This window comes from Microbacterium pygmaeum, assembly GCF_900100885.1.
GTDB classification, from domain to species: domain Bacteria; phylum Actinomycetota; class Actinomycetes; order Actinomycetales; family Microbacteriaceae; genus Microbacterium; species Microbacterium pygmaeum.
Genome location: NZ_LT629692.1, coordinates 248,016 through 267,829 on the forward strand (window position 1 = coordinate 248,016; position 19,814 = coordinate 267,829).

At 69.6% G+C, this 19,814-nt stretch carries 19 protein-coding genes and 3 tRNA genes; 5 read left to right on the forward strand and 17 right to left on the reverse strand.

Annotated elements, in window-relative coordinates; all coding sequences use genetic code 11:
• Positions 1-145: 145 nt before the first annotated feature.
• From BLT19_RS01140 to BLT19_RS01150, 3 genes are all read right to left on the reverse strand, one after another.
• Positions 146-874 (reverse strand): hypothetical protein, encoded by a 729-nt coding sequence (locus tag BLT19_RS01140; RefSeq protein WP_091493053.1) that lies wholly within the window; start codon positions 872-874, stop codon positions 146-148.
• A 193-nt stretch (positions 875-1,067) separates the two neighbouring features.
• Positions 1,068-2,531, reverse strand: a complete 1,464-nt coding sequence (gene cls, locus BLT19_RS01145) for a cardiolipin synthase (protein WP_091485147.1) — start codon at positions 2,529-2,531, stop codon at positions 1,068-1,070.
• A gap of 50 nt (positions 2,532-2,581) precedes the next feature.
• Positions 2,582-2,770 (reverse strand): hypothetical protein, encoded by a 189-nt coding sequence (locus BLT19_RS01150; RefSeq protein ID WP_091485150.1) that lies wholly within the window; start codon positions 2,768-2,770, stop codon positions 2,582-2,584.
• A gap of 166 nt (positions 2,771-2,936) precedes the next feature.
• On the opposite strand from BLT19_RS01150, the gene BLT19_RS01155 reads away from it, so the two are divergent.
• Positions 2,937-4,100, forward strand: a complete 1,164-nt coding sequence (locus tag BLT19_RS01155) for a DUF4192 family protein (protein ID WP_091485153.1) — start codon at positions 2,937-2,939, stop codon at positions 4,098-4,100.
• A gap of 42 nt (positions 4,101-4,142) precedes the next feature.
• On the opposite strand, the gene lysS is transcribed toward BLT19_RS01155, so the two are convergent.
• The 13 genes from lysS to tilS form a co-directional block, all read right to left on the reverse strand.
• A complete protein-coding gene (gene lysS, locus BLT19_RS01160; protein ID WP_091485156.1) occupies positions 4,143-5,789 on the reverse strand; it encodes a lysine--tRNA ligase in 1,647 nt (548 codons plus the stop codon).
• A gap of 345 nt (positions 5,790-6,134) precedes the next feature.
• Positions 6,135-6,860: a Rossmann-like and DUF2520 domain-containing protein gene (locus BLT19_RS01165; RefSeq protein WP_091485158.1), complete on the reverse strand. Its 726-nt coding sequence runs from the start codon at positions 6,858-6,860 to the stop codon at positions 6,135-6,137.
• Complete coding sequence (locus tag BLT19_RS01170) at positions 6,857-8,515, reverse strand: PH domain-containing protein (RefSeq protein ID WP_231917731.1); 1,659 nt, start codon at positions 8,513-8,515, stop codon at positions 6,857-6,859. Before BLT19_RS01170 ends, BLT19_RS01165 begins: the two co-directional genes overlap by 4 nt.
• Positions 8,512-9,114, reverse strand: a complete 603-nt coding sequence (locus tag BLT19_RS01175; protein WP_091485160.1) for a PH domain-containing protein — start codon at positions 9,112-9,114, stop codon at positions 8,512-8,514. Before BLT19_RS01175 ends, BLT19_RS01170 begins: the two co-directional genes overlap by 4 nt.
• Positions 9,068-9,550 (reverse strand): DUF3180 domain-containing protein, encoded by a 483-nt coding sequence (locus tag BLT19_RS01180; protein ID WP_091485163.1) that lies wholly within the window; start codon positions 9,548-9,550, stop codon positions 9,068-9,070. Before BLT19_RS01180 ends, BLT19_RS01175 begins: the two co-directional genes overlap by 47 nt.
• Positions 9,547-10,113: a 2-amino-4-hydroxy-6-hydroxymethyldihydropteridine diphosphokinase gene (gene folK / locus BLT19_RS01185; protein ID WP_091485165.1), complete on the reverse strand. Its 567-nt coding sequence runs from the start codon at positions 10,111-10,113 to the stop codon at positions 9,547-9,549. Before folK ends, BLT19_RS01180 begins: the two co-directional genes overlap by 4 nt.
• Entirely contained in the window at positions 10,110-10,490 is a 381-nt protein-coding gene (folB, locus tag BLT19_RS01190) for a dihydroneopterin aldolase (protein ID WP_091485168.1), read from the reverse strand. The genes folK and folB overlap by 4 nt, the downstream gene beginning before the upstream one ends.
• An 8-nt stretch (positions 10,491-10,498) precedes the next feature.
• Positions 10,499-11,311 carry a dihydropteroate synthase gene (gene folP / locus BLT19_RS01195; protein WP_091485171.1) on the reverse strand — a complete coding sequence of 271 codons (813 nt, stop codon included), beginning with the start codon at positions 11,309-11,311 and terminating at the stop codon, positions 10,499-10,501.
• A 3-nt stretch (positions 11,312-11,314) separates the two neighbouring features.
• Positions 11,315-11,917, reverse strand: a complete 603-nt coding sequence (folE, locus tag BLT19_RS01200) for a GTP cyclohydrolase I (RefSeq protein ID WP_091485173.1) — start codon at positions 11,915-11,917, stop codon at positions 11,315-11,317.
• A gap of 9 nt (positions 11,918-11,926) precedes the next feature.
• Positions 11,927-13,933 (reverse strand): ATP-dependent zinc metalloprotease FtsH, encoded by a 2,007-nt coding sequence (gene ftsH / locus BLT19_RS01205; protein WP_091485174.1) that lies wholly within the window; start codon positions 13,931-13,933, stop codon positions 11,927-11,929.
• 65 nt (positions 13,934-13,998) lie between these two features.
• Positions 13,999-14,550 carry a hypoxanthine phosphoribosyltransferase gene (hpt, locus tag BLT19_RS01210; protein ID WP_091485175.1) on the reverse strand — a complete coding sequence of 184 codons (552 nt, stop codon included), beginning with the start codon at positions 14,548-14,550 and terminating at the stop codon, positions 13,999-14,001.
• Between the two features lie 51 nt (positions 14,551-14,601).
• Complete coding sequence (locus BLT19_RS01215) at positions 14,602-15,360, reverse strand: ParA family protein (RefSeq protein ID WP_091485178.1); 759 nt, start codon at positions 15,358-15,360, stop codon at positions 14,602-14,604.
• Between the two features lie 9 nt (positions 15,361-15,369).
• On the reverse strand, positions 15,370-16,386 hold the full coding sequence (gene tilS, locus BLT19_RS01220; protein WP_231917732.1) for a tRNA lysidine(34) synthetase TilS: 1,017 nt from the start codon (positions 16,384-16,386) through the stop codon (positions 15,370-15,372).
• Positions 16,387-16,561: 175 nt separating this feature from the next.
• Between tilS and ppa the strand changes: the two genes are divergently transcribed.
• The gene (gene ppa / locus BLT19_RS01225) at positions 16,562-17,092 is read left to right on the forward strand and encodes an inorganic diphosphatase (protein WP_091485183.1); all 531 of its coding nucleotides are present in this window, start codon (positions 16,562-16,564) and stop codon (positions 17,090-17,092) included.
• Between the two features lie 60 nt (positions 17,093-17,152).
• Here the strand turns inward: ppa and BLT19_RS01230 are convergent, their stop codons facing one another.
• Positions 17,153-18,538: a M23 family metallopeptidase gene (locus BLT19_RS01230; protein WP_407939802.1), complete on the reverse strand. Its 1,386-nt coding sequence runs from the start codon at positions 18,536-18,538 to the stop codon at positions 17,153-17,155.
• An 892-nt stretch (positions 18,539-19,430) separates the two neighbouring features.
• Here BLT19_RS01230 and BLT19_RS01235 point away from each other — a divergent pair.
• From BLT19_RS01235 to BLT19_RS01245, 3 genes are all read left to right on the forward strand, one after another.
• A tRNA-Glu gene (locus BLT19_RS01235) sits at positions 19,431-19,503 on the forward strand.
• A gap of 29 nt (positions 19,504-19,532) precedes the next feature.
• Positions 19,533-19,606, forward strand: a tRNA-Asp gene (locus BLT19_RS01240).
• An 87-nt stretch (positions 19,607-19,693) separates the two neighbouring features.
• Positions 19,694-19,766, forward strand: a tRNA-Phe gene (locus tag BLT19_RS01245).
• The last annotated feature ends 48 nt before the right edge of the window (positions 19,767-19,814 follow it).

Below are 19,814 nucleotides of genomic sequence, written 5' to 3' on the forward strand. Positions count from 1 at the left end.
GGCCGTGGATGAAGTTCAGTTGCCTCAGACTTCGCTACGGGCAGCGATCAGACAGCCATCCGAGGCAAATGAGCGACGGATGCCGCAACCCGGCCCGCGGCGAGGGTCACACGTGCCGGCGCGCAGATGCGCGCACCGCGCGCTGCTAGTTCGAGCCGTAGATCGGCACCCGCACGCTGTCGAACTCGGCGCTGCCGGCGAGGATCAGCGACACGTCGCTGTCCTCCTCCAGCCCGTCGACGACGGCGACGGCAGCGCGCGGGGCCATGTCCATCGTGCAGACCTGGTCGGCGGGCGGCGTCACGAAGGTCACGGTGACCTCAGCGGGGCCGGTCGCCGCGACATCCTGGATCACCGGTGCGCACGAGGAAGAACCCCACGTGAGCAGGACGAACTCGCCGTCCTCGTCGGTCCATCCGGCGCTGGGCAGGTAGTCGGTGGTGCCGCCTCCGGCGAGCCCGTCGACGCCGTCCAGCTCGGCGGTGCCGGCGAAGTTGTCGCCGCCCACGGTGATGGCGAGGTCCTTCGAAGGATCGACGCCCTCCGGCGCGTCCACCAGCGTCACCCGAGGCACCAGGTCCCGCGTGCAGGGGGTGGTCTCCTCGGGCTCGACGAGCGTCACCGAGAGCGAGCCGTCCGCCTCGAGCTGCGCGTCCTCGGCCGCGGGCACACAGGTCGAGCTGCCCTGGGTCACGAGGCCGATCAGGCGTCCGTCATCGAGCCAGGCCGCGGTGATCTCCGCGTCGGTGCTCGACTCCGATGCGCCGGGCGTCGCCGCCGTCCCGCCGGACGAGGATGCGCAGCCGGCGAGGGCTCCGCCGAGGAGAAGGGCGACGCCGAGACCGGCCAGGAGTGAGGGGGTGCGACGATCCATGAGCGTGCGGCCTTCCGAATGCGGTGTGCAGGGGGCGAGGGTGGTGCGCCGGATGCGCGGAAACCGCATCGACAGAACCATCATGGCGCGCACCGCTGAGCGATGACGGAGAGATCGGTAACGCCCCGATCACAATGCGAGAAGGGTCCCCGGAAAGCGCGCAGATCGCGCGACCCGCGGCATCCGCACCGTCCTACTGCAACGCAGACGTCAGACGCGCCAGGTTGTCCAGCACGGTCGAGCGAAGCGGCTGCTTCTCCCACTCCTCGAGCGTGAGCTGCCGGCTGAGGGCTCGATAGGATGCCTCGACCTCGCGCATCTCGCTGACGAACTCCTCGCCGCGAACGAGCATCGAGATCTCCATGTTCAGACCGAACGAGCGCATGTCCATGTTGCTGGAGCCGATGATGGCGACCTCGTCGTCGATCGTCATCGACTTGCTGTGCAGGATGTACGGGCGCCGGTACATCCAGATGTGCACGCCCGCGCGCAGCAGCGCCTCGTAGTAGCTGCGCTGCGCGTGGTAGACCATCGCCTGGTCGCCCTCTTCCGAGACGAACAGTTCGACGTGGATGCCGCGCTGGCACGCGGTCGTGATCGCCAGGAGCAGCGCCTCATCCGGGACGAAGTACGGGCTGACGATGATGATCTTGCGCTGCGCGGCGTAGAGGAGCCCGGCGAACAGCTTGAGATTGTTCTCGAACTCGAACCCCGGTCCGGAGGGGATGATCTGGCAGTCCAAGTCGCCCGGTCCGGTCTTCACGTCGAAGAGATCGATCTCGTCCGTGAGCACCTCGTCCGTCTCGCTGTACCAGTCGCTGAGGAAGACGGCGTTGACGGATGCCACGACCGGCCCCTCGAAGCGGGCCATCAGATCCACCCAGTGCAGACCGCGTTTGATGTTCTTCTTGAGGTTGTAGGTCGAGTCGGTGACGTTCTGCGATCCGGTGAACGCGACGCGTCCGTCCACGACGAGGAGCTTGCGGTGATTGCGCAGATCGGGGCGCTGGTACTTCCCCTTGAACGGCTGCACCGGCAGCATCAGATGCCATTCCGCGCCCATCGCGTCAAGGCGCCTGAGGGTCTTCTTGTAGAACGGCTTGCCACGGTTCGCCCAGTGGTCCAGCAGCACGCGCACCGTGACTCCGCGCGCGGCGACCTCCTCCATCGCCCGGAAGAAGTTGTCGGTGGATGCGTCGCTCTGCAGGATGTAGAACTCGACGTGCACGTACCGCTCGGCCGCGCGGATCGAGGTCGCCATGGAGTCGAGGCTCTGCTGATAATCCGACGTCAGGTGCGCCTCGTTGTCGCCGGCGAGCGGCATTGCACCCAGGTTGCGGTTGAGCGTCACCAGCGACGTGAACCACTCGGGTGCGTGCGGGCGCAGGGTGCCGAAGTCCAGCGACTCGCTCGTGTCGTGGATGTACGCGTTGATCCGTTCCTGCTTGCGGCGGCGCTTGCGGGGCAGCCGCGGGGTCCCGATGAGCAGGAACAGGAAGACGCCGATGAATGGGATGAAGTAGATGGCCAGCAGCCAGGCCATCGCGGCCGTAGGACGGCGGTTGCGCGGCACGACGATGATCGCGGTGACGCGGATCACCAGGTCGGTGAGGAACACCAGGATGACCCACCAGGAAGGGTCGAAGGTGATCGTCATTCCTGGCCTCCCCGGGGCTGAGCGTCCTCCCCACCCTAGTGGGGATGCCCTCAGCGCTCCGGAGCCGCCGGCACCGGAGGAAGTCCGCGCTTGGCGCGCTCCTCCGCTTCGATGCGCGCGTACACGCGACGCTCGGTGCGATCCGATCGCAGGATGCTGCGCAGGATGAAGAAGAACAGACCGCTGACGACGATCGTGGGCAGCAGCGACCAGAAGACCGCGACCCAGTACTCGTCCATGCCTCAAGAATACGCGCCCGAGGATGCGGTTTCGGCCGGTGGTGGGAACGTTCCTCCCCACGCCTGCGGGTTCGCCGATCCCTCCACAGGTGCCGCATCTCGCGCGGATATCCCCAGACAGAGGAGGCAGTCTCCGGCGCGACGGTCGGGCAGGCATCGTCGGTGCATGACGACGATCATCAAAGCCGCCGGCGCGGCGCAGTTCCTCTCCCTCATCCCGCGCATGCTGGGCTATCGGCCGACGCAGAGCGTCGTGATGGTCCCCTTCGACGGTTCGCGCAGCCTCGGCGCGATGCGGATCGACCTGCCCGCGGCATCCGAATTCGATGAGATCGACCGCATCGCGGCCACACTGCTGGGTATGGTGTGCCGGCTGCCGGACGCGAACGGCCTCGCCATCATCACGTACACCGATGCCGGGTTCGCGGAGGGAGGGATGCCGCATCGCAGCCTCTCCGAAGCCCTCCAGCGCCGCGCGGAGGACTGCGGAATCCATGTGAACGACGTCCTGTGCGTCGGCGCGGACGCCTGGGGATCGCAGTTCGACCCGCTCTGCCCGCAGTTCGGGCGGCCCCTCGAGGAGCTGCAGGACGAGCCCGAGGGCGCGTCGCACCTGAACATCGCTGCGGGCGACCAGGCGGCGGGCGCGGAGCTGCCCGAGGTCGATCCCGAGGAGAGCGCGCGAACGGCTCGCGCCCTGCGTTCGCTGCAGGACGCCGTGGAGCTGGTCTGCGGACCCGCCGTCGACGCCGAATCCGCCGCGACGGAGCACACCGGCGACGAGGCAACCGCCGATGACCGCAGGGTCGACCCGCAGGCGCTCGCCGCGGTCTGCGCGCTCGACGACCTGCCCACGCTGTTCGAGAGCGCGATGGGGTGGGATGCCGCGCACCTCTCGCCCTTCGACGCGGCGGCGCTCCTGTGGTGCCTCTCCCGGCCCGCGCTGCGCGACATCGCGCTCGTGCAGTGGTGCGGCGGGCTGGCCTCGGGCGATGAGGCCCTCGACGCGCAGCTGCGATGGGAGTCGGGCGAGGAGTATCCGACCCATCTGGCCATGCGGATGTGGGGAGAGGGCGAGCGGCCGGATCCCGACCGGCTCGAAGCTGCGCTCGCCCTCTCCCGACGGATCGCCGCTGCCGCGCCGCGGTCCCTGCGGGCGGGTCCGCTCGCGACCTGCGGATGGCTGGCGTGGGCGCTGGGCCGCTCGACGCACGCCGAGCGGTACGTCGTCGCCGCCTGCGAGATCGAGCCGGAGCACGGGCTCGCTGAGATCGTGCGCTCGTTCGTGCATGCCGGGCACCTGCCCGACTGGGCGTTCCGGCCGCGGTGACCGATCTCACTGCAGCGGGGGTCGATGGCCCGTCGAGCGGCGCTACTTCACGAGCGGGAACAGAATCGTCTCGCGGATGCCGAGACCCGTGATCGCCATCAGCAGCCGGTCGATCCCCATGCCGAGACCGCCCGACGGCGGCATCCCGTGCTCGAGCGCCCGGAGGAACTCCTCGTCGACCCGCATCGCCTCGACATCGCCCCGTGCGGCGAGCTTCGCCTGCTCGGTGAACCGCTCGCGCTGGATGACCGGATCCACGAGCTCGGAGTATCCCGTGGCCAGCTCGAACCCACGCACGTAGAGGTCCCACTTCTCCACGACGCCCGGGATGGAACGGTGCTCGCGCACCAGCGGGCTGGTGTCGAGCGGGAAGTCCATGACGAACGTCGGCCGGGTGAGGTCGCCCTTGACGAAGTACTCCCACAGCTCCTCGACGTACTTGCCGTGGGTCGGCTGCGGCGGGTCGTCGATGTCGGCGAGCGCAGCCAGCGCGCGCAGCTCCTCGACCGAGGTGTCGGGTGAGATGGGCGTAAGCGGTTCCGCCTCGGTCCACCAGGTCCCGACCGCCTCGTTGAGCGAGTCGTACATCGAAATGCGGTCCCACTCACCCCCGAGGTCGAACTCGGTGCCGTCGGCCCACGTGACCGTGGTCGACCCGGTGACCGCGATCGCCGCGTTCTGCACGAGCTCCTGGGTCAGGTCGGCGATCCCGTGATAGTCGGAGTAGGCCTCGTAGGACTCGAGCATCGCGAACTCGGGGCTGTGCGTGGAGTCAGCGCCCTCGTTGCGGAAGTTGCGGTTGATCTCGAACACCCGGTCGAGGCCGCCGACGACCGCGCGCTTGAGGAACAGCTCCGGGGCGATGCGCAGGTAGAGCTCGGTGTCGAACGCGTTGGAGCGGGTCACGAACGGGCGGGCCGACGCGCCGCCGTGCTGCACCTGGAGCATCGGCGTCTCAACCTCGATGTATCCGCGATCGGCGAACGTCTGCCGAAGGGATGCGTTCACCTTGGCGCGCGCGCGGACGGTGTCGCGCGCCTGCTCGCGCACGATGAGGTCGAGGTAGCGGCTGCGCACCCGGTTCTCTTCGCTCAGTTCGTTGTGCAGGTTCGGCAGGGGCAGGATCGCCTTGGCCGCGATCGCCCAGTCCGAGGCCAGAATCGACAGCTCACCGCGGCGGCTGGAGATGACCTCGCCGCTCACGAACACGTGATCGCCGAGGTCGACCAGGTCCTTCCAGTCCTGCAGCGACTCCTCGCCGACCGAGGCCAGCGACACCATGGCCTGGATGCGGCTGCCGTCGCCCGCCTGCAGGGTGGCGAAGCACAGCTTGCCCGTGTTACGGCTGGAGACCACGCGTCCGGCGACGCCGACGACGACACCGGTCTCCGCGCCCGCTTCGAGCTCGCCGAAACGCTCGCGCACGCGCGGAATCGAGTCGGTGACCGGCACCCCGACGGGGTAGGCGCCGCCCGCGGCATCCGTCCGCTCCGCGATCAGCCGCTCGCGCTTGGCAAGACGTACGGCCTTCTGCTCGGACACTTCTGCAAGCTCAGCGCGGAGAGCGTCCTCGTCGGCGGACTCGGTCGCGTCGGCGGACTCGGTCGCGTCGGCGGGCGCGGTCGCGTCGGCGGGCGCGGTCGCGTCGGCGGGCTCGGTCGCGTCGGCGGGCGCGGGGGTATTGCTCATCGGTCGGGCTCCTCGGAAGTCCCGGCAAGTCTATCGGCGCACGCCTGGACGCCCCTCTGCGCGGCGGGCCGCGCACGCGCTGCGGTTCTGCGCGCGCGTACGCGCTGCGGTACTCCACGCGCGCTGCGATTCTGGCTCGGCCCCGGGCCCGTACCCCCGCGCGGCTGTTTCCTGCTCGCGCGGCGCAAATCGGTGCCGCGCGAGCAGGAAACTGTAGCGCGGGCCACCGGGGCCGCCGCGCGATCAGGAAAAAGCAGCGCAAGCAGCCGGGCCGGGCGCGCACACCCCCCACCCCCGCAGCCGAGCCCGGCCGGGCGCGCGCACCCCCGAGCCGCGGCCCGCGCCTCATCCGTCGAGCGGGTCGATCAATCCGTCGAGCGGGTCGATGGGGCCCATCGGGCCGGCCTCGGAGAGCGCGTGATCGACGGTGGAATGGATCAGCGACGAGAGGAAGCGCCCCGGGTTGGGCACGCCGGCCTCCGCGAGCAGCGACGTCGACTGCCGCACGATCGACTGCGAGAACGCTGTGGCGATCTCCAGCGCTTCGGCGTAGGCGGGACGGTCGGCCTCGGCGACGACCACCGGCTCGCAGCCGAGTTCGACGGCGAGCGCCTGCGCGATCGGCAGCACCGGAGCCGGCGCGGTCACGGCGGCATACGAGTGGGCCAGCGAGCGCAGGTCCATGGACGTGCCCGTGAACGCGAGGGCCGGATGCACCGCCAGCGGGATCGCCCCGCGCGACGCTGCCGGGGCCAGCACGTCCGTGCCGTACGCGGCATCGGTGTGCAGCAGGAGCTGGCCGACCTGCCATGCGCCCAGATCGGCGAGTCCGCTCACGAGGCCGGCGAGCTCGTCGTGCGGCACCGCGATGATCACGAGCTCGCTGCGCCGGATCACCTCGAGCACATCGAGCACGGGAACGCCCGGCAGGACAGCCGCCACGCGCTCGTCATCGGAGCCGCTCGTGATGCCGACGATCGCGTGACCGGCACCGCCCAGCGCCGCGCCAACGACGGGACCGACGCGGCCGGCGCCGATGATGCCGATGCCCAGGCGTCCGTCGCGCCTCATGGGGTGGGCTCCGACTGCTCGGCCGGCCCCTCGACAGGCTCGGGGACCGGAGCGACCTCGCCCGCCCACCGATGACTCCGATCGCCCGCCGTCGCCGTCACCACGGCCGCTTCGACATGCTCGAACAGGTCCAGCGCCGCGTCGCGATCCAGGATGCCGATGCTCCCGGACACGCGACCTGTGATCGTGTGCGCGCGGATCCCGGCCACGGCGAGCCGCCGGTCGACAGGGCCCTGGTGGATCCCGATGCTCTGCATGCGCGCCATCGGGAAGATCGCGAGCGAACGCCAGATCGCCCCGCGCCGCAGGAACAGCACGTCAGGGGCGAGGAGGAACCCGTTGCGCTTCCAAGACAGGGGACGAAACAGCCAGGCGCGTCGTGGCGTGTTCGTGTAGATGTCTTCTGCCGCCGGTCCGAGCAGCCCCTGCTCGAACACCATCGGCCACTCGTTCTCGGGCAGATCGGGCAGGAGCAGCCGGAGGACGCGCTCGACGTCGGTGCGCGTGCCGACCGGCAGCACCGTCGTGAACTGATCGGCGTTGGCGTCTGCCAGGCCTCGACCCGACAGCCGGTTGACGGTGATCTCCCACCAGCCGAACGGTCGCCACAGGATCGACTGCGTCACCTGGACCGCGTGCACGCGACCCGGCGGAAGGATCTCGGTCACCGTCGTGAAGAGTCCGAAGGTGATCCGCACCCCGCTCGGCGTCGGCGCGATCGAGTAGCGCAGGGCGCGGGTGATGGTGCGCACCCAGTACGTGCCGAACCCGATCACAGCGGGAACGAGACTGAACAGGACCCACGGGGTGCCTGCGATCGCGCCCCACACGATGAAGGCGATGATCGCGAGCAGCGCCACCGTCGATCCGCTCAGGAGCCGGGATGCCACGAGCCGCCCGACGGGGATGTGCACGACCGACTCGGGCTCATCCACCGGCTCCTCGGCGCCCGTGATCAGCCCGTTGATGCCGGCGCTGACGACGGATGCGGCTGCCGAGACACGCGAGGTGCCGTGCCGCGCGGCATCCGCTCGCGCTGCGTCGTCGAGCCTTCGGCCCGAAGCCAGTCTCAGGATGTCGGCCCGCACCTGCTCGGCGTTGAGCGTGGAGAGGTATTCGAGCTTGACGTTGGAGTCCAGTCCCGCGCCGACGACCTCGAGCTTGGCCATCCCGAGCAGGCGGGCGACCATCGGCCGGGTGAGGTTGACGCCCTGCACCCGGTCCAGCGGCGCCCGTCGGTGGGTGCGGAAGAGCACACCGCTTCGCACCTCGACGTCGTCGCCGGTGATGCGGAACGTGTGGAACCGCCACGAGAGGTAGAAGACCCCGATCAGCAGCAGCAGGACACCGAGGACGGCCAGGAGCGCGACGACGTACAGGTTGTTGGCGACGATCCAGTTGATCGGGTCGCCGTTTTCCAGCTGGTCGATCTCGACTTCGTACTCGTCGTCCAGCCACGGCAGGAACAGGTAGACGAGCCGGTCCCGGAGGTTCGCCACGACGATGCCGACGATCACGAGGAGGAAGAGCCCGCCGCGCAGCAACGGGGTGAGCGGGTGGAGGCGGTGCCACTCCCCGTCGCTGAGCGGTGACCGGGCTCCCGGAAGCAGACCAGGCGGAGTGGTGTCGGGAGGGACCGCTGCCGCGTCGGTCACAGTCCCGTCCGGCGGGTCTCGGAGACATCCACGAGTGTGTCGCGGAGGTTCTCGGCCGCCTGCTGCGTCAGCCCGGGGATGACGACACCGGTCGATGCGGCAGCGGTGACGAGCTTGAGCTGCGCGATGCCGAATCCGCGGTCCAGCGGCCCGTGGGTGATGTCGACCAGCTGCATGCGGCCGTAGGGGACCGCCACCACGCGCTGCCACAGGATGCCGCGGCGGAAGACGAGATCGTCGTGGCGCAGCTGGTACCCGTATGCGCGGGCCTGCCGCGGAGTGATGATCAGCGTCCACGCCATCATCACCAGGAAGATGCCGCCGGGGATCCACACCCACCACTGGTGCCACACCAGCGAAACGACCAGGGCGGCCGCGAGCCCCAGCAGGAACGCGGCACCCGTCGAGATCAGCTGGACCCACACGTACTGCTTGGCCAGCTGGTGCCACGTTCCGTCGCCCAGCGGCAGCCGATTCGCCGACCGAGGCTCGAGGATCGCGTCGTACGTGTCGCGATCGAGCACGTCCGGGCTCGATGTCAGCGGAGCCGCATCACGTGCCGACGGCTCCAGGCCCTGCGGGTCCGGGCTGTTCGTCATCGTCGTCCTTCCGGATCGTGCAGAGGTGTTCGGCGTAGAGTCCCGCGGCCACCAGCGCTGCGCCGCAGACCACCGTCGCGATGATGGGTCCCAACGAGCCTATCGACGGCGACACCGGTCGGGTCAGCAGGAAGATCGTGAGCCCTCCGCCGAACCCGCCGACGACGGCGCCGACGATGCTCGAGGCCTTCGACAGGATGGCGACCCGAAGCGCCCAGAAGGGGTTGACCGGGGCGATCTTCCCGCGCGTGGCGCGACGGATCGGCAGGGCGAGCGCGACCACGATCGCGCCGAGCAGCGCGAGGAAGATCGGCAGCGTGATCGTGGGATTGAACGTCGCGCGTCCGCCCGCGGTCAGGGCTTGGTCGAGAAGGAAGCCTCCGGCGATGCCGATCGCTGCGGCCAGGAGCAGGATACCGGGACCCGTGCGTCTCACGCGGACTCCCCGTCATCGCGCTGGAGCGCCGCGAGCAGCTCGTCGATCCGGCCGGCGCCCGCAAGCTCGGCGTCGGGATCGATCGAGAGCCAGGGGATCAGCACGAAGTCGCGCTCGCCGGCCCGGGGATGCGGCAGCAGCAGCGCGGGATCGTCGCTGCGCACGTCGCCGTAGACGATGAGGTCGAGATCCAGCGTGCGATCCTCCCACCCCGGATCCGAGGCCGAGCGGACCGCGGCGCGTTCGCGTCGGTAACGTGCCTCGATCGCGTGCAGGTACGCCAGCAGCACCGTCGGCGCCAGCCGCGTGGTGACGATCGCCACCGCGTTGAGGTAGGCCGGGGCCGCGGCATCCGGCCCATCGGGCTTCATCGCGATCGTCTCGATTGCCGCTGATGCCAGGACGTCATCGGTCAGCGGCAGGCGGCCGAGGTCGGCGACCGCGTGCCCGAGCGTCGCCGCGCGATCGCCGAGGTTCGCGCCGAGCGCGATGACCGCCCGGACGGAGGCGCGGGTCTCGGGAGCGGGAGCCCCGTCCGCCCCGTGTGCGAGTCGACGGCTCATGATGAGGGCTCCTCTTCCGCGTCCCGCGAGCGACGGATCGTGACCGCCACATCGGTGAACGGCAGATCGATCGGCGCATCGGGCTTGTGCACCGTGACGGCCACCGTGTGCACCGGCTGGTCGGTCAGCAGCTCATCGGCGATGCGCTGCGCGAGCGTCTCGATCAGGTTGACCGGCTCACCCCCGACGATGGCGGCGATGCGCTCGGCGACCTCTCCGTAATGGACGGTGTCGGCGACGTCGTCGCTGCGTGCTGCGGCCGCGGTGCTGACGGAGAGGGTCGCATCCACGACGAAGATCTGGCCGTGGTGACGCTCGTGCTCGAACACGCCGTGGCGCCCGAAAACGCGGAGTCCGGTCAGGGTGATCTCATCCATGGCGTCCCTCAGCCTTCCCACCGTGCAGCGATCACGAGCGCATCGCGCGTCGCGGGCACGTCGTGCACCCGGACCGCCCAGGCGCCCGCTTGGGCGCTGAGGACGCTGGTGACGGCCGTCGCCAGATCGCGACGGGATTCGGATGCCGGTGCGCCGTCGTCCTGGACATCCTGCAGCGCGTCGGCGAGGAACCCCTTGCGACTCGTGCCGACCAGCACGCGATGGCCGAGGCCGACGATCCTGGACAGCGCGCGCAGCACCGCCCAATTCTGATCGCCCTTCTTGCCGAAGCCGATACCCGGATCGAGGATGACGCGCGACGGTGCGATGCCGGCGGCCGCGGCGGCATCCACCCGCAGCGCGAGCTCGGTCACCACCTCGCGCACGACGTCGTCGTAGTCGGCGCGCGCGTACATCTGCGCGGAGTGGCCGCGCCAGTGCCCGAGCACGATGTCGGCCTCGGTCGCCGCCATCGCCCCCAGCAGGTCGGGGTCGGCCAGGCCGCCCGACACGTCGTTCACGACGCGGGCGCCCGCCTCCACGGCGGCCAGCGCGGTGGAGGCGTTCATCGTGTCGACGCTGACCAGCACCTCTGCCTCGGCGAGTCTGCGGACGACCGGGAGCACGCGCTCCTGCTCGAGGGCGGGCGCGACGCGCTCGGCACCCGGCCGCGTGGATTCACCGCCCACGTCGATCAGCATCGCGCCCTGCGACCGCAGCAGCAGCCCCCGCTCGATCGCCGCGTCGGTGGCCTGATAGCGACCGCCGTCACTGAATGAGTCGGGGGTCACGTTGAGGATCCCCATGATCTGCGTACGCATGACTCAGCCGTTCCCCAGCGTCCGCGATGCGCCCAGCAGCGCGATCAGCTCCGCGCGAGCGGCGGGTTCGGCCAGCTCGCCGCGCGCCGCGATGGTGACGGTCGAGGCCTCGGATTGCTGGTCACCGCGCATGGTGACGCACTCGTGGCTGGCTTCCAGCACGACCAGCACGCCGCGGGTGTCGAGCGAGCCCGCGATCGTGTCGGCGATCTGCTCCCCGAGGCGCTCCTGCACCTGCGGACGCGCCGCCAGGATGTCGACGACCTTCGGCAGCGCGCCGAGGCCGACGACCTGCTCGCCTGGCAGATAGGCGATGTGCGCGTGACCGCGGAAAGGCAGCAGGTGGTGCTCGCAGACGGAGCGGAAGCGGATGTCGCGCAGCATCACCGCCCCGGAGGGCAGGGTATCCGGCGCCGGCCCGCGGGAGACCGAGATGGTGTGGGCGAGCGGGGCAGCGGCATCCGTCCCCACACCCGAGAAGAACTCGGCGTAGGCGTCCGCGACGCGCTGCGGCGTGAGCTTCAGTCCCGGGCGTTCGGGATCCTCCCCGATCGCCGCCAGCAGCTCGCGCACGAGCGCGGCGACGCGATCACGGTCGACGGGCACGCCCCGAGCCTACGCGGTCGCGGGTCGCGCCTGCCCGGTGGGCCGACGCTTGGGCGCCTTCTCGGCTGCGGTCTGCTCTGCTTCGACCGAGGCCGCAAGGCCCGCCTCGGCGCGACGCTTCGGCACCTCGACGGGCGGCTGGTGCGAGACCGGACGCTCGTTGCTGGAGAGCCACTGGGGGCGCGGCGGCAGGCGCTTGACGTCCTTGAAGATCTCGGCCAGCTCGAGGTGGTCCAGCGTCTCCTTCTCGAGGAGCTCCAGAGCCAGGCGGTCCAGCACTTCGCGGTTGTCGTTGATGACCTGGTAGGCCTCGTTGTGCGCCTGCTCGATGAGCGCGCGCACCTCGACGTCGATGCGCTCGGCGATCTTCTCGCTGAACTCGCGGCCGTGACCCATGTCGCGGCCCATGAAGACCTCGCCGCTGGCGGAGCCGAGCTTGACCGGACCGACCTCGTTGGTCATGCCGTACTCGGTGACCATCTTGCGGGCGATGCCGGTGGCCTTCTCGATGTCGTTGCTCGCACCGGTGGTCGGGTCGTGAAAGACGATCTCCTCGGCGACGCGTCCGCCCATGGCGTAGGTCAGCTGGTCCTGGAGCTCGTTGCGGGTGATCGAGTACTTGTCATCCAGCGGCAGCACCATCGTGTAGCCCAGCGCCTTGCCGCGCGGCAGGATCGTCACCTTCGTGACGGGGTCGGTGTTGTTCATCGCCGCCGCCGCGAGTGCGTGTCCGCCCTCGTGGTACGCGGTGATCAGCTTCTCCTTGTCGCGCATCACACGCGTCCGGCGCTGGGGGCCGGCGATCACGCGGTCGATGGCCTCGTCGAGGGCTCGGTTGTCGATGAGCTGCGCGTTCGAGCGTGCGGTCAGCAGGGCGGCCTCGTTCAACACGTTCGCGAGGTCGGCACCGGTGAAGCCGGGCGTCTTTCGCGCGACGACCTCGAGGTCGACGCCGTCCGCGAGCGGCTTGCCGCGACCGTGGACCTCGAGGATGCGCTTGCGGCCCTTGAGGTCGGGCGCGTCCACGCCGATCTGACGATCGAAGCGACCGGGACGAAGCAGCGCCGGGTCGAGGATGTCGGGGCGGTTGGTCGCCGCGATGACGATGACGTTGACCTTCGGGTCGAAGCCGTCCATCTCGACGAGCATCTGGTTCAGCGTCTGCTCGCGCTCGTCGTGACCGCCGCCCATGCCGGCGCCGCGGTGGCGGCCGACGGCGTCGATCTCGTCGATGAAGATGATCGCGGGGCTGGATTCCTTCGCCTGGTTGAACAGGTCGCGTACGCGGCTCGCGCCGACGCCGACGAACATCTCGACGAAGTCCGAACCTGAGATCGAGTAGAAGGGCACTCCCGCCTCGCCGGCGACGGCGCGGGCGAGCAGGGTCTTTCCGGTTCCGGGAGGGCCGTACAGCAGCACGCCCTTCGGGATGCGGGCGCCGACGGCCTGGAAGCGCGCCGGGTCCTTCAGGAAGTCCTTGATCTCCTGCATCTCTTCGATCGCCTCATCGGAGCCGGCGACGTCGTCGAATGTGACGGTCGGGCTCTCCTTGCTCACGAGTTTCGCGCGGGACTTGCCGAACTGCATGACCTTGCTGCCCCCGCCCTGCGCGGAGGAGAGCAGGAACCAGAACAGGACTCCGAGGAGCAGCAGCGGGAGCATCAGCGAGATGAAACCGTCGAACCAGCTCGGGCGCGGAACGGCGTCGTTGAACCCGTCGGCGGGGTCGGCCGCGTTGATCGCGTCGACGACCTCGCTGGCACGGGCACCGACGTAGTAGAACTGCACGTCGGACGCGCCTTCGTAGGGCTTGGACAGCTTCATGTCGACGCGCTGGTCGCCGTCGGTGTTGAGGACCTCGGTCACGGTTCCGCCGTCGAGCAGCTTCAGCCCCTCCTGCGTGGAGATCTGCTTGGCGCCGCCGAGGCTTGAGATGAGTGAGAACCCGACGATCAGGAAGATACCGATCAACAGCACATAGAAGAGCGGGTTCCGAGTGATCTTCTTGAAGTCCATGGTGCGTTCAGGCTATAACGCGGCGCCTATGGGCAGACTGTGCATTCGCCGACGGCGTACAGCCGTCAGCTGTAGACGTGCGGCGCCAGCACTGCGACGTCGCGCAGATTGCGGTACTCGTCGGCGTAGTCCAGGCCGTAGCCGACCACGAATTCGTTCGGGATGTCGAACCCGACGTATCTGCAGTCGACCTGCACCTTCGCGGCATCCGGCTTGCGAAGCAGTGCGAACACCTCGATCGAGAGCGCACCGCGCGACGCGAAATTCTCCAGCAGCCAGCTGAGGGTGAGTCCGGAGTCGATGATGTCCTCGACGATCAGCACATGCTTGTCGTGCAGGTCGGTGTCGAGGTCCTTGCGGATCTGGACCACGCCGCTGGACTTCGTGCCGGCCCCGTACGAGGAGACGGCCATCCAGTCCATCGGCACACTGCTCGGAAGCGCCCGCGAAAAGTCCGCCATCACCATCACGGCGCCCTTGAGGACCCCGACCAGAAGCAGGTCCTTGCCGGCATAGTCGACGGCGACCTGCGCGGCGATCTCCTCGAGCTTGGCGAGGATCTCCTCCTCGGTCACGAGGACGGTGGTCAGATCGCTCTGGATCTCGGCGGCGCGCATGCTGAGAAGTCTAGGCTCGCGACGGCCGTGCCCACGCGGGCGATTCGCCGCTCAGGACTTTCCGGCCTTGGCCGGGGAGACCTGCGACCACACCGCCTTCCAGAGCGTCGCGTACGCACGAGCTGCCTCGCTCGAGGGCGCCGAAGCGCCCACGGGCACGCGCTCGTAGCCCATCCGCTCGACGACCACGCTGTGCGGCACGGCCACGTCGATCACCTCGGGCTCGACGGCGGCGAGGTTCTCGATCGCCGCGCGATGGGCGGTCTTGCGACGATCGACCATCGAGAGGAACGCGAGGACCGCGGGCGGATGCTTCTCGGCCCTGACGATGTCGCGCACCTGCTCAAGCGAACGCGCCGACAGCGGCGAGGGGACCAGGGGCAGCACGACCACGTCGGCCGCGCGGATGACGTTCTGGGCGAGCAGCGATGAACCCGGCGGGCAGTCCAGCACGATCACGTCGTAGTCGCCCGAAAGCGAACCGAGCGCCCTGTCGATGCGCCCCTCGGAGTGCTTGGCCTGGTCGAGCACGAGCTCGAGGTCGCGGTAGCTCTCGTCGCCTGGCAGCACATCCAGCCCCGGCACCCCGGTCGCCCGGACCGCATCGGCGATCTTCGACCGACCCTGCAGGAGCGCCTCGGCGCCGCCGCGCAGCTTCGGCTTCACATCGAGGAGGAAGGTTGCCGAGCCCTGCGGGTCGAGGTCCCAGAGCAGCACGCGGTGCTTGCTCGCTGCCTCCCACGCCAGGTTGACGGCGGTCGTCGACTTGCCCACGCCGCCTTTGACGCTGTACACCGCGATGACCTTCATGGCCTCACCCTACGCAGGCGGGTGATCCGTCGCCGCACGCGCGGTGAACGCGATCCGACCCGCTTCGCGGCGTGCGCGGCATCCCGGCAGGTCGATCGGCCCCTGTCCCGACCAGTCGGTCGCGAGACGGGCGACCTCGAGCGTCTGCGAGCGCGTGAGGCTCGCACCGAACTCCGCCTCGACGACGTGGCGGATGATCCGGTGCCGCAGGGCGGCAGGATTGGCTGCAAGGGCGGGCACCGACACGGAGATGCCGGCTTCGGCGTGCTCGACGAGATCCTCGATGGTCTCCTCGATCATCTCGTCGAAGGCCTCCGCGTCCTCGCGCAGCTGAGCGGCGGTGCGCGCCAGCGCCTCGGCGATGCCGGGGCCGAGTTCGTCCTCGAGCACCGGCAGCACGTGTTCGCGCACCCGCGCGCGGGCGAACCGCGGATCGCGGTTGTGCGGGTCGTCCCAGACATCGAGTCCTTGGGCGGCGCAGGCGGCTCGCGTCGTCGCCCGCCGCACCTCGAGCAGCGGACGCAGCAGCAAGACGCCCTCAGCGTCGGTCTCCGGTGCCATGCCCTGCAGGCTCGCGGCGCCGGAGCCGCGCGCCAGGCCCAGCAGCACCGTCTCGGCCTGATCGTCGAGGGTGTGGGCGACGAAGATCGCGACGGCACCGGCCTCGCGGGCGGCGTGCCGGAGCGCGACGTAGCGGGCCTGCCGGGCAGCCGCCTCGGGGCCGCCGTCCACGGCGACATCGACCCGCACGACCCGCGCCTCGAGTCCGAGATCGGTCGCGGCTCGAGCGGCGCTCCGCGCCACGGCATCCGATCCGTCCTGCAGGCCGTGGTCCACAGTGACGGCGACCGCGTGCAGCCCGAGTTTCGGGGCCTCGAACGCCACGGCGGCGGCCAGCGCGAGGGAATCGGCGCCGCCGGACAGCCCGACGATGACGCTTGAACCCGCCGGAAGCGGGCTCAGCGCGCGGCGCACGGCGAGGCGGACCTCGGCGACGGTGGGATCCAGGCTCGGTCGGGTGTCCACGGCCCCACGGTACAGGCGGCCACCTGTGTCATAACTCCTCCTGGGCGCTGATCGAACGACCGCCGATCCGCCGAACGCGGCGGCGGCAGGCACAGCGCAGGCGGAGTTATGACACCCACACCCGCCCAGTAGGCTGGTTCGCGGCATCCCACACCCTCTTTCTAGGAGCACACGCATGGCACACGACGCCGTCATCGAGATCCCGCGCGGCAGCCGCGTCAAGTACGAGGTCGACCACGGCACGGGTCGCGTCTTCCTCGACCGCGTGCTGTTCACGCCGATGGGCTACCCCGCCGATTACGGGTTCTTCGAGAACACGCTCGGCGAGGACGGCGACCCGCTGGACGTGCTGGTCCTGCTCGATGTCACGCTCTTCCCGGGCGTCATGGTCAGCGTCCGCCCGGTGGGCGTGCTGAAGATGAAGGACGAGGCCGGCGGAGACGACAAGCTCGTCGCGGTCCTGACCAAGGACCCCCGCTGGAGCCACATCCAGGACCTCGAGGACATCCCGGAGTACACCAAGAAGGAGATCGAGCACTTCTTCGAGCACTACAAGGACCTCGAGCCCAACAAGTGGGTCAAGGTCGACCAGTGGGGCGACAAGGCCGAGGCCGAGCGACTGCTCGCCGAATCGATCGTCCGCTTCGCCGAGCACGAGGGCGAGACCAAGACCCAGGGTGAGGGCGTCGCGCCCAAGACCGTCTGAGCGGGAAGCGATGCGAGGGGCGGATGCTGCGGCATCCGCCCTTCTCATGGGTTCAGCGGATCAGAGCCAGACGCCGCGGTCGGCCATGAAGTAGTACGGGTCGACGGTGCGTCCGTTGACATAGACCTCGAAGTGCAGGTGGCAGCCGAAGGAGTTGCCGGTCTGGCCAGTGCCTGCGATCAGCTGACCGGCGTTGACCCACTGCCCCCAGCCGACGTAGAACCCGCCGTAGGAGATGTGCGCGTAGCCGGTGGCGATGCCGCCGCCGTGGTCGATCTTGATGTAGTTGCCGTAGCCGCCGTTCTCGCCGGCGTAGACGACGGTGCCGGCCTGTGCGGCGTAGATGCCCGACCAGCAGGCCTGGCCGAGGTCGGTGCCTTCGTGGTATCCGCTGGAGCAGTAGCCGTTGCCGCACTGCACGTAGCGGGGACCGTAGCCCGACGAGACTCCGCCGGAACCGGGTCGCGCCCAGCCTGAGCCGCCGACGGATCCGCCGCCACCGCCGCCCCCGCCACCACCACCGCCGCCCCCGCCACCTGCGGCGGCAGCTGCAGCAGCTGCTTCGGCGGCGCGCTGGTCCGCGAGCGCGCGCTCGGCAGCCTTGCGCTGCTCTTCGGCGATGCGTGCGGCCTCGACGCCGGCCTGGTAGTCGGCGACGGTCTTGGCCGTGGTGTCCTGCAGCAATGCCAGCTGCGCCTGCAGCGTCGCGAGGTTGGCGGTCTGCGCATCGAGGGCGACCTGTGCGGCGTTGGCGGCCTCCTGGGCGGCGGCCATCTTCTGCTCGGCCTCCTGCTGCAGGCGGTCGCGCTCGTTGCGTGCGAGGACGGCCTGATCGCTGAGGCTCTGCGCCGAGTCGCGCGCCGTGACCGCGCTCGCGTAGACCGCCTTGTTGCGCTCGAAGAGCTTGTCCATCGTGCCGAGGCGCGCGAGGAGGTCGTCGGTGGTGGCGGCGGAGCCGGCGAAGAACAGCTCCATCGAGGTGTCATCGCCGCCGTTGCGGTACAGCTGGGCGGCGAGGCGCCCAGCCTTGTTCGCCGAGTCGACCGCGAGTGCGGCCTGCTCGTCGGCCTGCGACTGGAGCGTGTCGGCGCGACGGGATGCTGCGAAGAACGCCTGCTGGGCCTCGTAGAACGCATCCGAGGCGACTTTCGCCGCCTCTTTGGTGCGGGCGACCTCGTCGTTCAGGCTCTGGATGAGCCCCTGGATCTTGGAGACCTCGGCGGCCTTGGCCGACTCGTTCGCCTTGGCCGCCTCCACGTCGTCCCACGACGGGTAGTCGGCCGCGAAGGCGGCGGGGAGCATCGGTCCGCCGATCGCCGCGAGCCCGATGACACCGAGCACCCCGACGCCGAGGGCGCCGCGACGGCTCAGCGAGGGCCAGAGCGCGCGCTGCTCGCGAGGAGTCGGCGCGCAGCCGCACTCGTCGGGGGCTTGCTCGGAGTCCACGGTTCCTCCATCGGCGAAGTCAACTTCCATCACACTAGCAACTCGAGTCACACGCGCAACGGTTTGTGCGTTTTCATCCTGGCCCTTCTGGGCGGGACGCGCACCTGTTCATTGCACCCTGTCGCCCGGTGATCGCCTCGCAGACGCGCCCGCCCTGCGCCGATCGGTCCGCGCACTCGAGTACCTTTCGTTTGCCTCGGGTTGTCGGCCCGCAGCATCCGACCGCGCATCCCGAGGCAACTGAACCGAGACCTTGCGTCACATCGCGCTGCGCGCGCGCCCTGCGCCGATCGGTCCGCCCACCCCGGCACCTTTGTTTGCCTCGGCCTGTCGGCCCGCAGCATCCGACCGCGCATCCCGAGGCAACTGAACCGAGACCTTGCACGTTCACTTGCCTCACATCGCGCTGCGCGCCAGCCCTGCGCCGATCGGTCCGCCCACCCCGGCACCTTTGTTTGCCTCGGCCTGTCGGCCCGCAGCATCCGACCGCGCATCCCGAGGCAACTGAACCGAGACCTTGCACGTTCACTTGCCTCACATCGCGCTGCGCGCCAGCCCTGCGCCGATCGGTCCGCCCACCTGGGCACCTTTGTTTGCCTCGGCCTGTCGGCCCGCAGCATCCGACCGCGCATCCCGAGGCAACTGAACCGAGACCTTGCACGTTCACTTGCCTCACATCGCGCTGCGCGCCAGCGCGAGACCGCGATCCGAGGCAAGCAAGATCGTGCGCGGCGGCCGAACCCGCGTTCCGGCGCTGCGCTCGGGTGCCGCGCGATCGTCGCTACGGCCGCGCTCACGACCGCGCTCACGCGCCCGCCCTGCGCCGATTGGCGGATCCGCAGTGGATTGCGTATGCTTGAGCGTCGGCAAGCGTGAACTTTCGGGTTCACTCGGCCCCATCGTTTAGTGGCCTAGGACGCCGCCCTTTCACGGCGGTAGCACGGGTTCGAATCCCGTTGGGGTCACTTCTCGACACTCACAACTGAATATGCATGGCCCTGTAGCGCAGTTGGTTAGCGTGCCGCCCTGTCACGGCGGAGGTCGCGGGTTCAAGTCCCGTCAGGGTCGCTCTGAGCGACGGGCCCTTTCTTGGAGAGGGCCTTTCGTTTAGGACGCGGCGTGAGGTCCCGATTCATCGGGAAACGGATGCCGCGTGGCTCTGTAGCTCAGTTGGTAGAGCGCACGACTGAAAATCGTGAGGTCACGGGATCGACGCCCGTCGGAGCCACTGGCCCTTCTTCAGGCTTCTACTGGAGGAGGGCCTTTTCCTCTGCCC